This is a genomic window from Roseateles microcysteis (genome assembly GCF_036880965.1).
Taxonomy (GTDB): Bacteria; Pseudomonadota; Gammaproteobacteria; order Burkholderiales; family Burkholderiaceae_C; genus JAUASW01.
Genome location: NZ_JBAJMV010000002.1, coordinates 219,666 through 231,792 on the forward strand (window position 1 = coordinate 219,666; position 12,127 = coordinate 231,792).

18 protein-coding genes are annotated in these 12,127 nt (G+C 65.2%); 2 read left to right on the forward strand and 16 right to left on the reverse strand.

Going from position 1 to position 12,127, the window contains the following annotated elements:
- The 11 genes from V3596_RS05980 to V3596_RS06030 form a co-directional block, all read right to left on the reverse strand.
- A complete protein-coding gene (locus V3596_RS05980; RefSeq protein ID WP_334276773.1) occupies window positions 1–270 on the reverse strand; it encodes a hypothetical protein in 270 nt (89 codons plus the stop codon).
- A 12-nt stretch (window positions 271–282) separates the two neighbouring features.
- A complete protein-coding gene (locus V3596_RS05985; RefSeq protein WP_334276775.1) occupies window positions 283–1,113 on the reverse strand; it encodes a major capsid protein P2 in 831 nt (276 codons plus the stop codon).
- Between the two features lie 14 nt (window positions 1,114–1,127).
- A complete protein-coding gene (locus V3596_RS05990; protein ID WP_334276776.1) occupies window positions 1,128–1,280 on the reverse strand; it encodes a hypothetical protein in 153 nt (50 codons plus the stop codon).
- A 147-nt stretch (window positions 1,281–1,427) separates the two neighbouring features.
- Window positions 1,428–2,039, reverse strand: a complete 612-nt coding sequence (locus tag V3596_RS05995; RefSeq protein ID WP_334276777.1) for a hypothetical protein — start codon at window positions 2,037–2,039, stop codon at window positions 1,428–1,430.
- Window positions 2,036–2,515: a hypothetical protein gene (locus V3596_RS06000; RefSeq protein ID WP_334276779.1), complete on the reverse strand. Its 480-nt coding sequence runs from the start codon at window positions 2,513–2,515 to the stop codon at window positions 2,036–2,038. The genes V3596_RS05995 and V3596_RS06000 overlap by 4 nt, the downstream gene beginning before the upstream one ends.
- Window positions 2,512–2,763 carry a hypothetical protein gene (locus V3596_RS06005; protein WP_334276780.1) on the reverse strand — a complete coding sequence of 84 codons (252 nt, stop codon included), beginning with the start codon at window positions 2,761–2,763 and terminating at the stop codon, window positions 2,512–2,514. The genes V3596_RS06000 and V3596_RS06005 overlap by 4 nt, the downstream gene beginning before the upstream one ends.
- Before the next feature lie 56 nt (window positions 2,764–2,819).
- A complete protein-coding gene (locus V3596_RS06010; RefSeq protein WP_334276781.1) occupies window positions 2,820–3,005 on the reverse strand; it encodes a KOW motif-containing protein in 186 nt (61 codons plus the stop codon).
- A complete protein-coding gene (locus V3596_RS06015; RefSeq protein WP_334276782.1) occupies window positions 2,983–4,968 on the reverse strand; it encodes a replication endonuclease in 1,986 nt (661 codons plus the stop codon). The genes V3596_RS06010 and V3596_RS06015 overlap by 23 nt, the downstream gene beginning before the upstream one ends.
- Before the next feature lie 198 nt (window positions 4,969–5,166).
- Window positions 5,167–5,508 carry a hypothetical protein gene (locus V3596_RS06020; protein WP_334276783.1) on the reverse strand — a complete coding sequence of 114 codons (342 nt, stop codon included), beginning with the start codon at window positions 5,506–5,508 and terminating at the stop codon, window positions 5,167–5,169.
- Entirely contained in the window at window positions 5,505–5,693 is a 189-nt protein-coding gene (locus V3596_RS06025; protein WP_334276784.1) for a hypothetical protein, read from the reverse strand. Before V3596_RS06025 ends, V3596_RS06020 begins: the two co-directional genes overlap by 4 nt.
- A 3-nt stretch (window positions 5,694–5,696) precedes the next feature.
- Window positions 5,697–5,891, reverse strand: coding sequence for a hypothetical protein (locus tag V3596_RS06030; RefSeq protein ID WP_334276785.1), 195 nt, complete (start codon window positions 5,889–5,891; stop codon window positions 5,697–5,699).
- Between the two features lie 284 nt (window positions 5,892–6,175).
- Between V3596_RS06030 and V3596_RS06035 the strand changes: the two genes are divergently transcribed.
- Window positions 6,176–6,472 carry a hypothetical protein gene (locus V3596_RS06035; protein ID WP_334276786.1) on the forward strand — a complete coding sequence of 99 codons (297 nt, stop codon included), beginning with the start codon at window positions 6,176–6,178 and terminating at the stop codon, window positions 6,470–6,472.
- 208 nt (window positions 6,473–6,680) lie between these two features.
- Here V3596_RS06035 and V3596_RS06040 read toward each other — a convergent pair whose 3' ends face one another.
- Both V3596_RS06040 and V3596_RS06045 read right to left on the reverse strand, forming a co-directional pair.
- Complete coding sequence (locus V3596_RS06040; RefSeq protein ID WP_334276787.1) at window positions 6,681–7,958, reverse strand: cytochrome c; 1,278 nt, start codon at window positions 7,956–7,958, stop codon at window positions 6,681–6,683.
- A complete protein-coding gene (locus V3596_RS06045) occupies window positions 7,955–8,680 on the reverse strand; it encodes a c-type cytochrome (RefSeq protein WP_334276788.1) in 726 nt (241 codons plus the stop codon). Before V3596_RS06045 ends, V3596_RS06040 begins: the two co-directional genes overlap by 4 nt.
- Window positions 8,681–8,856: 176 nt before the next feature.
- Between V3596_RS06045 and V3596_RS06050 the strand changes: the two genes are divergently transcribed.
- Window positions 8,857–10,284, forward strand: coding sequence for an aminotransferase-like domain-containing protein (locus V3596_RS06050; protein WP_334277352.1), 1,428 nt, complete (start codon window positions 8,857–8,859; stop codon window positions 10,282–10,284).
- 21 nt (window positions 10,285–10,305) lie between these two features.
- Here the strand turns inward: V3596_RS06050 and V3596_RS06055 are convergent, their stop codons facing one another.
- The 3 genes from V3596_RS06055 to V3596_RS06065 all read right to left on the reverse strand — a co-directional run bounded on the left by V3596_RS06055 (window position 10,306) and on the right by V3596_RS06065 (window position 12,119).
- Window positions 10,306–10,518 carry a hypothetical protein gene (locus V3596_RS06055; protein ID WP_334276789.1) on the reverse strand — a complete coding sequence of 71 codons (213 nt, stop codon included), beginning with the start codon at window positions 10,516–10,518 and terminating at the stop codon, window positions 10,306–10,308.
- 186 nt (window positions 10,519–10,704) lie between these two features.
- Window positions 10,705–11,343, reverse strand: a complete 639-nt coding sequence (locus V3596_RS06060) for an ankyrin repeat domain-containing protein (RefSeq protein ID WP_334276790.1) — start codon at window positions 11,341–11,343, stop codon at window positions 10,705–10,707.
- Window positions 11,340–12,119 (reverse strand): TatD family hydrolase, encoded by a 780-nt coding sequence (locus V3596_RS06065; RefSeq protein WP_334276791.1) that lies wholly within the window; start codon window positions 12,117–12,119, stop codon window positions 11,340–11,342. The genes V3596_RS06060 and V3596_RS06065 overlap by 4 nt, the downstream gene beginning before the upstream one ends.
- Window positions 12,120–12,127 lie beyond the last annotated feature (8 nt).

The window sequence follows — 12,127 nt, forward strand, 5'->3', positions numbered from 1 at the left end:
TTATCGCTTGGCGAGCAGCAGCACAAGCACAAGGCCCGCGCCGCCAATCAACAGCATCGTTTTCGGGTTCATGCCCGCCACGGTGCCCTGAGGCACTCCATTGCGCTGACCTTCCGCGTAATAGCTGCCCGTCTGGCCCAGGGCCTTGAGGCGCATTTGCTCAGTCTCGTAGGGCTGGACCCACTTTGCCTCGACCGCCTTGCTGATGGCGTTCCCGGCAATGTTCTGGACCCAATCGGACCACGAGCCGGAGGTGTTTTCTCCGTCCATGTGGTCCGTCCCTTACAGGTTGCCCAGCACGTCGATGTATTCGACGATCACGCTGCCGGTGTCGGCCGCGCTGAAGTCGAACAGCCATTCCAGGCTGCGCGCATCGCGGGTGTCCAGCGCCTTGCGCACGTCGCCGTCAACCACGAAGTCAATCGTGTAGACGTTGGCCTGCGGAACGCGCTTCTGGCGAGTCTGCTCCTGCTGGTTCTCAGCGGCGATGCTCTCATGCACAACGAGGCCGTCTTGCTTGACGGTCGCACCGGTCATGTTGCCGCCGTGGAACACGTGAACCCGCTTGATGATGGCGCCGTTTTGCGGGCCAAAGGGAACCGTGATCGGCAGCTTGCCGCCCGAGCTGATGTTGTACGGGTACTTGAGGATTTTCGCCAGCAGCGGTGCGAAGGGCTGGTACTCGCCGCCCTGCGACTTCTGAGCTGCGGCCTCGGTCACGATGGGCGTGAGGATCGGGGCCGTAGCGCCCGCGATGCTCACTTCCGTGGTGATGTTGGCGATACCGATTGAGGTATCGAAGGCCGAGACCATCCGGTCAAACTCATTGTTCAGCGAGTAGTCGGCGAACGGAATGTCCAGATAGGCCGCGTTCGCAGCATCGCCGCGATAGGCGTTGATCTTGTCCAGCTCGGTGCCCGTGCCTTCGATGATGACCTTGCCGTTGGCCTTGATCTTGATGGCCGTGAGCATGGCTTTCGTCAGCGCAGTGCCGGCGAGCTTCAGCTTGAAGTTTTCCAGCGTGCGGCCGGGGGTGATGTTGTTGGTTGCGGTGCCAGTGGCGACCACATTTGCGAACGGCAGGCCGTAGCGGGTGAGTTTTCCGACGCTCATGCTTCAGCCCTCACTCAAACCACGTCTTTGACGTAGGGAACACGCTTGGCGACCGCGCCAGCAGCCACGGCCAGGGCCGCAGCCTTGACCATCGGATTGCCGTACTTGTAGGCCGCAAACAGGATGCCGCCAGCAATGGCGAGCTTCTTCAGCGATTCGGAGTCCACGTTGATTTCCTTTGAACAGTTGCACATACAGGGTTGGCCGCATCGGTTGCCCCGGTGCTGGCGTCTTGCAAGGCCTCATTCAAAGGAAAACGAGAACCGGGCACGAGGCCCGGTATCTCTTCCCGTTACCGTATGGCTCGGGCGCCGTCAGAAGCTCAGTTTTCCGCGCTGAATGCCTCCCGTAAGGGCATCCATGTGGACGAACTGCAACGGGGCCAGTCCGTTGATTTCCTCTATGGCTATCCGGGTCTTGCGCGCCAGGTAGGCCGCGTCGTCGCCGCTCGACTGCCGGAAGACCACGTAGTCCGAGGCATTGCCAAACGCGGTCTTGTCGGCCTCGCTCCAGCGCTGCGAGATGCAGCGCAGGGTGATGCCGCGCTTGAGGCCCCGGCGCACCAGAATGCCCCAGTTCCCCGGCGCCTTGCTTGGCGTGGTCACGTCGGCCAGCTCTTCCGCGATGGCCTCAAGCGGCTCGACATAGCGGCCCGCGTACATGACGCACCCGGCCCAGAAGTCAAACTCACCCGCCAGGCTTCCGCCCGCCACGTAGGCCACGCGCTGCGCGCCTGGCTTCTGTGCCGCTTCGAGCAGTTGTTTTCGTGTCGTGACCTTGCGCCAGCCTGGCAGCTCGCACCATTGGGCCTCAGGGTCCCACGCGAAGATTCGCCGCGCCTTCTTGACCTGGCGGGCGGTCCATGCGGTCTTGCCGGAGCGCGAGGCCCCGGCGATCACGTACAGGCGGCCGTCCTGTGTCTTCATGCCTCGACGGTCCCGATTACGACGGACTTTGAGCCCTGCGCCACCGGTGGCGGTGCCTCCAGCGCCTGCGCCGGCTTGGGCTTGTTCAGCACCTGCACGGCCACGAACCCGCCCAGCGGAAGCAATGCCATCGTCAGGCGGCCCCATGGGGTGCGCATCCAGTCCACTGACGTGCCGTAGTGGTCCATGATGACCGCGATCCCCTCGGGGATGGGCTCCCAATAGTCGTCTGGCGCCTCGCGCAGCGCCGGCAGCGCCACCGTCGCCAGCGGTCGCAGTTGCTTGATGAGGACCTTTGCCGCTGCCAGGGCCTGCGGGCTTGGGGGTGGAAGCGGCGCATCTTCTGCCTGGCCCTGGGCCGGCACTGCCGCACCCGTTACCGTAGCTGTAGCGCCATCGGCCGCCGCTTGCAGCGCGGCCAGGTCGGCGGCCTGCTCGACGGCTGGCCCCTTGTCGTTCTCGGTGTCTTGGTTCATGTCTTCAGGAATGCAAAGGGGTCATAGGGGGCCGGTGCCGCAGGCTTGACCGGGGCCGGCTTGGGCGCTGGCTGCTGTACCGGTGCCGGTGCCGTTACCGTAGGTGCCGCCGCTTTTCCAGCGGCCCAGGGATAGCGGGCCAGGAACGCGGCCACGCGGTGTTTCTTGCCGCCTATGCGCATCTGCTGATCGCAGTTCGCTTCGCAGTAGCCGAAGGGCTCTCCGTTGCGGTCATGCGTGATGCGCATTCCTTTGGCGGTGCCGCAGGTTGGGCAGTCGATGTGCCCGAGGATTTCCCGCGTCTTCACAGCGGGGCGTGTTCCAGTTGGGCCGGCTTGAGCCAGGGTTGCGCGTCGATGGACTCGCCATCGACCACGCCGGCAATGTGAACCTGCACCGACGACGGGCGCACGTCCACGACGGTGCCCACCAATCCTTGGTACTTGCCTGATCGGACCTTGACGGCTTCATGGGGGCGGAATTTCTGCATGGTCGTTACCCTCTTTGAGCCCCCCGGCCCTCGATTTCCAGCGGTGCCAGCGGCCCCGCTTCTTGATCCGCTCGACCGATGGCGCGAAAAGCGGCGCCGGCCGCGTGCAGTTATTGACAGGACTCCAAGGGCGAGCGGCTGCGCCGCCCGCCTGGGAACCCTTCAGGCGCTGGCGCGCCTGCTCGACGAACCCACCCGGCACGATGAGCCAGGTTGCCCGCTCGCTCTCGACTTCGCGGCGCACCTGGCGCGTTTGCGGGTAGGCCTTGACGATGCCGAACGCCGGCACGATTTCTCGGACGGTCTCAGCAGTCACCACGCCCACAGCTCGGGGCGGCATGGCCTCGCCATAGCGGCCCAGCTCGCCAGTCGACTCGCGCAGCACCTTGAGGCGCAGGCTGCCACGCTTGGGCCGGTGGCCGCCTTGGAGCATCACATACCCGGCCCATCCGTTCGCCGCCGTGTATCGCTGCATTGGCTCGCTGGCGGACTCTTGCGCCATGGCTGTGAGGTTCGCGGCATCTAGCCCGAACGCGACAACAGCAGAGGCCGCGGCCTGTTCAGGATGCAGCCGGCGCAGCTCTCGCCACACTCCCACAGGCGCCCCGCCGATCTGCTGGAATTGGCGAATCCGCCATGTGCTGGCCCAGGCATCGACGCGCTGCGAGCTGGTCAGGGTGTCATTTCCGTACAGGTCTTTTTCGACCTTGTAGCCGTCGATGTTCTTGGCGACGTATTTCGCTATGTATCCGGCTGCGCTTCCGCGCTGCCAGTCGATGCGTTCAACCTTGCAGCGGTGCCGACGAGCACCACGCTCGTTTGCCGAATCGTTGTGCAGAAAATAGCGCCGCAGCAAACGCACCATGACTCGGTACGCTTCACGCGGCCGTCCAGGCTGACGACGCCCCCGAGGAACCGCAGTTTCTGGGAAGAACAACAGCGCATGCCAGTGGGGGGTGGCGTCATGGTTTGGCTCTGCGATCCGGAATCCGTACAAGTCAAGGCCGGCTCTGTCGGCCGCAGCCCTGAAGCGGCGCCACTGCTGGCACAAATAGGCTTGTGCCGCGTCTGGCAGCGTGCCGTCATGCCTCGGGTTCTCTCCCACGGCCCAGCTCTGCCCCGCCTTGGTCCGCCAGGCGTGCATCCTGCTCGGGCATGTGACTGTCACAAAATAGGCCGCGTGCCCGCATTCCTTGGCGATCAGTTCAAAGCCGGCAATGCGCGTCATCAGCTCATGGCGCCGAATTTCGCGGTTTGCCGGCCCCTTGGCTGCCAGCTCGGCCAGCGTGTAATCCTGCCCGTGCTCGTTCACAGCGCGGACGCTCTCCAGCGCCCTCGCATTGCGCGCACGCTGGCCCTGGCGCCGCTTCAGCGTGTCGTCTGACACGTAGCAGCCGGCCCGCTTGTGAACGAGCCCAATTGCTCGGGCGGTGGACTCTACCGCCCGAGCATGGAGCCCGCGAAGCACTGCGCGCCACCAGCGTTCGCAGCCCAGGCGCTTGAGGGCGGCCGGGATGCTGCGCGAGGCATGCCGCATGAAACCGGCCTGCACCTGGCGCAGCCCGAGCCAGTGCATTGCCTCCAGGGTCCGCCCCAGCATAAGCAGCCGCTCGCGCTGCTCGGGCTCGCGGTCGGCCAGCTCCACGGCTGCAATGCGGTCGATGTGATCCAGCCTGCGCGATGTGTCGCGGGCCAGCTCTGCCGCCTCCTGACAAATGCGCCCGTCGTTGGCATCCGCAGGAACGCCAGCATGGTGCGCCGCGTTGATGGCGCGGCAGCGGTTCAGGTGTTCAAGGTTGGCGCCGGCCGAGTTCAGCGCACGCCGGCCGCGCCATCGCTCCAGGAGCTTTTCAGCCCAGGCAATGGGCATGGTCTCGACTAGGCCTCTCGACCAAGCCGAATCCCTGCCCTCTCTGTGGGCTGCAAGCTGCGCGGCACGCTTGGCCGGGATGCTGCTCAGCATGTCAGGCCCGAGGCCTCGCCGCGCCCTGGCAGGCGAAGCGCAAGCGCTGCTGCGCGAGCTTTTCCGCAATGTCAGTCGGCGCCCTGTTGCCGGTGTGATGGACTGGCACGTAGGGCTTAAAGCTGCCGTTCGTGCCACATGTCGGCGCGCTGCCCATGTCCTCGGGCCCGTCCTCGTTCTCGAACGCTCGCGCCATGGTCAGCACAGCCCAGCAGATGAGCAGTCCGGGCAGCGGGTGCCCTTGGGCAAGCGACAGCGGTAGCCTCCAGGCCTGCGCCCGCACTCGAACTTCTGCGCCCACCAGTGATAGCCCGCCTCAGATGCCGCGAAGTCGCGCAGCCGCTTGGCGTTCTTTCGCTGGCGCTTGGCCTCGGCGGTCTGGATGCGCTCTGCCGAGTAGGCCGGCTTGCGCTTGGGCTTTGGCTTGCTGCGGTAGCTGATGCCCGATCCAGGCAGCATGCGCATGGCCGACTGCTGGCCCAGCTGCGGCGCCGCCAGCATGGCCGACACCAGGGCGAGCGATGCAAAGCCGCGCCTCATTTCGTGGCCTCGGCCGCCGCCTCAATCAGGGCCTGCGCAATCTCTCGCGCCTGCTCTGCCGTGATGTACATGGCGTGAGTGAAAAGCCCCGCCCTGCCCTCGATACGGACTTCGCCGGCCCTGGCTTGCGGCTCTCCCGCTCCCACGGTCAGCGTGCCCAGTGACGCCTTGAATTCGCGCCGCATGGGTCAGGCTTCGACGGGTTGCAGGTTGGCCGACTCTTCAGCGGCCAGGGTCTCTGCGCGGTCGGCGCAGCGGTTCAGGGCATCGCCCACCATGGCGGCCTCATGAGGCAGCAGGGACAGGCCATTGATGGAGACGCGGCCGGCCTCGGCCTGGACGTTGACCGGCAGTTGTGCCGTCGTCTTGACTGTGAAACGCATGGAACCCCCGTTCGATGGCGCCCCCAGCGGTCGCAAGGGTCAGCAGCCGGCCGGCTTCTTCGGAGGTTGAGTTGCGTTCATGTTCCAACGCGACCAGCCGCTGACCCTTGCGGGGCTGGCCGGTCAAGGACCGGGGGGCGATCACCTATGAAGGAACCGGCCAGCGAGGCTAACGGTAGTCCAAGGTCTAGGAATACTCCAAGCGCATGGATTATTGACCCCTTGGAGTAGTCGGCGTAAGGTTGCCTCCTGTCGCTTCCAGGCGACGAAACCGGGGGGTTTCAGTGCTTTCTACATCCGATCTTCTAGAGGTCGCCAAACACCGTCAGGGCGATGTGTCCGACTACCGCTTGGCGAAGCTTTTGGGCGTCCCGCCCACTACCGTTTCCAACTACCGAGTTGGCCGCTCACGGCCCGCAAACTCAATAGCCATGCGGCTCGGCGAGCTTGCAGGCCTTGATCCGCTTGAGGTCGTTGCATGGGTCAATTTGGAGCGCGCCAGCACCGATGAAGACGCCAAATTGTGGCGCCTGCTGCTCAATCGGGTGGAGTCCAGCCGCGACCTACCTTTGGCCGCCTGAAACGGACATTTTGTCCGCACGCCGGGAGGCGTAAAAGGTCAATGCTGACAGGGGTTTAGGTGCGTTTTGCTGCCGTGGGCAGTAATACACATTGTCGATATTTTAGATGGCGTCTTCACAGATCTCCCTCCCATGAAATTCGACATCTTCAGCATCGACCGCGCGCGGCTTCTCGCTCACCCGAACCAGACGTTTGCAGGTCCATCCATCACCGCACCCGCAAGACCTCCAACGCGCTGACCGCTGAGGCCTTGTGGCCCCAAGATTGGCGCAGATGGCTGACCACGGCCGCAACCTCGGAGTCCGAGAGCGTCTGCCGGAACGGAGGCATGCCGAAAGGACGCGGATTGCCGGCAGTGCTGGGCGCGAATCCTCCCTGCAGGACCATCTGGATCAGGTTGACCGGCGAATCGAGGGACACCGCGCGGTTGCCGGCCAGCGGTGGATAGAGGGCGTGAGCGCCCTCGCCTTGCTTGCCGTGGCAACTGGCGCAGTGCTGCTCGTAGACCTTGGCGCCCAGTGTTCGCACCGCCGGATCAGCGAGCTTGTTGCCCACCGGGCGCGATGTGCTCGGCGGCAAGCTCTGCAGATATTTGGCCATCGCTTGCAGGTCTTCGACGGCCAGGTGCTGGGTGCTGCGGAACACGACTTCCGCCATGGGCCCTGTGACCGTCCCTTGTGGCGAACGACCGGTTTTCAGCAGGCTCACGACGTCGGCAGTCGACCATGCGGCAACACCGGCTTCACGAGCCGAACTCAGCGAAGGTGCGTACCAGTTCTGCACTGCGATCAGGCCGCCACTGCCGTCTTCGTTGGACCCGCCTAGCGCGTTGCGGCCGCTGTGGCAGGCCATGCAATGACCCAGGCCGCGCACCAGATAGCCGCCGCGGTTCACCTCGGCCGACTGCTTTTCGTCCGGCTCAAAGCTGGCCGGTCGAAAGTAGAGCGCGCGCCATACCGCCAGCGACGCCTGGTACTGGTAAGGAAAGCGCAATTCATGCCGGCGATTGGCCTGCTGCACCGGCGGCAGGCTGCGCAGGAATGCGTGAATTGCATCGGAGTCTTCCCGCGTCACCAGCGTGTAGCTCGTGTACGGAAATGCCGGGTAGAGCAAGCGCCCATCCTTGGAACGGCCGTGATGCATCGCGCGCCAAAACTCGGCCGAGGACCAGTTGCCTATGCCTGTTGCAGCGTCGGGCGTCAGGTTGGAGCTGAAGACGCTGCCGAAGGGCGTGGCAATGCCACGGCCACCCGCATAACTCGTGCCGTGGCAGGCGGCGCAATTGCCGGCCTTGGCGAGATAGGCGCCGCGCGCAAGGGTTGCGGCGTCTGCAGCCCCGGGGGGCGAACCGGGAACAGACGACGATGCGGCCACTGATGCAGGTGGCAACGGCGCCTCGCCACGTACATTGAGCCAGGCCACCAGGCCGGCCAGCATCAAGGTCGTGGCGACAACGCAAAGGAGCAGTCGGACAGCGAGTTTCATGGCTGCACGTCGCTTCCGCATTCAAGTGGCAAGGGCCGCTGGATGCTCGCTGCTGGCCGCGTATCGACTGGTGGTGTCTGCGCAGACAGCCAGGTGGCCACGGCGGCCACATCGGACGCGCTGAGGCGCTTGGCAATGGCCGACATGCAGTCTGGCGCATGGGCGCGCCGCAGCCCGGTGCGCCAGGCTCCCATCTGGCCGATCAGGTAGTCGCGCGGCAGGCCCAGCAGACCCGGAATCGTGGGCAGGGCACCCGTCATGCGCTCGCCATGACAGGCAACGCAGGCGGGCACCGACAGGCTGGCATCGCCCTTGCGCACCAGTTGTTCGCCCCGTGCCAGCAAGGGGCCGGGCGCAGTGCTTGGCTGTCCAGGCGGATAGGGCAGTTCCAGGGCGGCAAAGTAGCCGGCAATCTCGCGCAGGTAGTCGTCGCTCAGATGCTCGACCAGGTGGTTCATGGCGACGTTGTGGCGGCGCCCATCGCGGAAGTTGAGCAGCTGGTGGAACAGATAGCCAGCCGGCTTGCCTGCAATGCGTGGGAAGTAGCCGCTGTTGCTCGCGCGCCCTTCCTTGCCATGGCAGACAGTGCAGGCCTGCATGCGCTGGGCCATGGTGTCTTGCGGCGTTGCGGCGGGCTGGGCCAGGGCCGGCCCACAGAGGCTCGACAAGCCAGCGAGGCTCAGCAGCAGCGCTGCAGCGGTGAACTTCTTTTGTGCGGGCATGGGCTTGGAATCCTTGCCCGCACTGTGCCCAAACCGGCCGCACAACAAAAGACTCAGATGCTTGAAAAATGAGCGGATCAGATGCCTGGCGATCTGGACTTTCATGGGTCGTTCTTCCAGATCAGTACAGTGGCAACAAATGATGAATGAACGGTAGCAGATTGCCCTGGCACGACATGAAGCGCTACGAACAGCTGGCCGACGAAATGGGTGAACAGGTGCGCAATGGCAGCTTGCGCGCGGGTGAGCGCCTGCCTTCGGTGCGAGAGGTCAGCGCCAGCCGCCGTGTGAGCCCCTCCACCGTGTTCAAGGCCTATTACCTGCTGGAGGCGCGTGGCCTGATCGAGGCGCGGCCACGCTCGGGCTACTTCGTCACGGCGCGCACCGCCAAGCCGCGTGCCGAACCTGCTGCCAACGCCGCCGCCGAGCAGGCACAGTCCGTGGCCGTGAGTGAGCTGGTGTTCCAGGTGCTCGGGCATGCGCGTCAGCAAGACCTGGTGCCGCTGGGCTCGGCCTTTGCGAGCCCGGCATTGTTCCCGTTGGCGCCGCTGGCGCGCTCGGTGGGTCGTGCCTTGCGGCGGCTCGACCCGTGGCGGACGGTGGAAGACCTGTCGCCCGGCAGCGAGACGCTGCGGCGCCAGATCGCCTTGCGCTACCTGGCCGCTGGCAGCAGTGTGGATGCGACGGAGATCGTCATCACCAACGGCGCCATGGAAGCGCTGAACCTGTGCCTTGAAGCGCTGACCCAGCCTGGCGACCTGGTGGCCATCGAAGCGCCCTGCTTCTATGCGGCCTTGCAGGCGCTGGAGCGCCGTGGCTTGCGTGCAGTGGAGGTGGCCACGAATCCGCGCTCCGGTGTGGACTTGGCCTCATTGCGTGCGGTGCTGGCGCGCTACCCGGTGAAGGCCTGCTGGTTCATGCCCAATTTCCAGAACCCGCTGGGCAGCCTGATGCCGGAGGAACGCAAGCGCGAGCTGGTGGCGATACTCGCCGAACGCGGCATTCCGCTCATCGAGGACGACGTCTACGCGGAGCTGTATTTCGGCCGCCACCGGCCGCTGCCGGCCAAGGCTTTCGACCAGCGCGGGCTGGTGCTGCATTGCGGCTCCTTCTCCAAGTCGCTCGCACCGGGCTACCGGGTGGGCTGGACGGCGGCGGGCCGGTTCGCTGGCGAGATAGCGCGGCGCAAGCTGATGAGTTCGCTGGCAACGGCCCTGCCCTCGCAGGAAGGCATTTCAGACTATTTGCAGCAGGGCGGTTATGACCGCCATTTGCGCCAGCTGCGCCACACCTTGTCCATGCATCAGGCCAAGGTGTTGCGTGCCATTGCCAAGCACTTTCCGCCGGGCACACGGGTCACGCAGCCCGAAGGCGGCTACTTTCTATGGGTCGAGCTGCCCGGCTCAATCAACGCCTTGCAGTTGCACAGGCTGGCCTTGTCGCAACAGATCAGCGTGGCACCTGGCCAGCTGTTCTCGGCCGACCAGCGTTTCGCCAGCTTCCTACGGCTCAACTGCGGCCATCCCGGCGACCGGCGCAGCGAGCAGGCGATCAAGACCCTGGGGCAGATTGCCCGCAGCCTGGCCGAGGGCGAAGCGCGCTAGCCGGGGCTGCAAGTGCAATCTTCAGTAAGCGCTGTCGTCGTTGGCAGCCTCGATCTGGTGGTCGAAGTCGAAGGCGTCGTCATGCGTCTTCGCAATCACCGGTTTGTCCAGCGGGCGGAACACGCGGCGGCGCAGGCGGTTCAGGCGCTCCGAGCATTCGACCTCGCGCACCACGCGCTCCAGGTCCAGCAGCATGGCGAAAGGATTGGCAGCGGATTGGGCGGTGTCGATCATGAGGGACTCCATTGATCAGTGATTTGATGGGGTCACTTTAGGCACTCGGGCCTCGTCCTCACAGTCGGACCGTCGCCAAATGCCTTGTCGGATTTCTTCCTAGGTACTTGCACGCCGCTCGTGAACTGGCTCACGAATCAGGCAGACGACCCCACGCGGCACGTCGGATTGCGGCCTCAGCCGCTCCTAGCGAGCCGCTGCAAGGACCTTCGCGGCCAGGGCATCGCGTCCGGCGCTGGCGGCAAAGTCGGCAGCCGTGTTGCCGTTCTCATGGGAGAGCCGCACATTGGCTCCCTTGGCGAGCAAGAGCTCGGCGGTGGCGATGGGTGCATAGCGCACGGCCATCATCAGCGGCGTCGAGCCATTGGGCGCACGCGCGTCGATCTCGGCGCCCTGCTCCAGCAACCAGGCGGCCACGCCGTTGTCCGGGCCGCTGCTGGCGTAGTGCAGCGGCGTCCAACCCTCGCGGTTGACTTTGGCGCCCCGCTCCACCAGCTTCTTCACCAGGTCCAGCCGGCCCCGCAGCGCGGCAAACATCAGTGGCGTTTCGTTGGCCACATTGGCCTTGTTCACATCGGTGGCAGCGTGGGCAATCAAACGCTCGACGGCCTGGTAGGACTCGCCGCGCAACGCAATCATCAGCGCGCTGTTGCCGTCCTTGTCGCCCACGTTTGGATCAACACCGCGTTGCAGCAGCTTGTTGAGCGAACTCATGTGATCGCGATCAGCCGAGACCTGCAGGTCTCGCTCATCCGGCGTGATCGCCAGCGAGGCGCTGGAAAGCGCAAACAGCGCGCCCGCAATCAATGCTTGGAGCTTGCTCATGCGGGCAGTCCGAACAGGGCCCGGCAGTTGGCCGTGGTCTGCGCCGCGACCTGCTCCACCGGCATTTGCTTGATCGCCGCCAGTTGCGCCGCCACATGCGGCACATAGGCGGGGCTGTTGAGCTTGCCGCGATACGGCACCGGCGCCAGATAGGGGCTGTCGGTTTCGATGAGCAGGCGCTCAAGAGGCAGGCTGTGGGCTACGTCGCGCAGGTCCTGCGCGTTCTTGAAGGTCAGGATGCCGGAGAAGGAGATGTAGAAGCCCGCCGCCACCGCGGCCTGGGCCACGGCCAGGTCTTCGGTGAAGCAATGGAACACGCCGCCAGCCTCTTCGCCGCCCTCTTCCTGCAAGAGCCGCAAGGTATCGGCAGCACTGCTGCGGGTGTGGATCACCATCGGTTTCTTCGCGATCTTGGCGGCGCGGATGTGATTGCGGAAGCGCTCGCGTTGCCATTCCATGTCGGCCAGCGAGCGGCCGTTCAGGCGGTAGTAGTCGAGGCCTGTCTCGCCGATGGCCAGCACTTTCGGATGCCGGGCGGCTTCGACCAGTTCGGCCACCGTGGGTTCATGGATGCCTTCATTGTCCGGATGCACGCCCACCGTGGCCCAGAGCTGCGGATGCTCCTCGGCCAGCGCCAGCACGGCAGGGAATTCTTCCATCGTCGTGCAGATGCAGATCGCCTGGTCGACCTGGGCGGCTTGCATCGCCTCCAGGATTTGCGGCAGCTGGGCGCGCAGTTCGGGGAAGCTCAGGTGGCAGTGGGAATCGATGAACATCGCAAGGG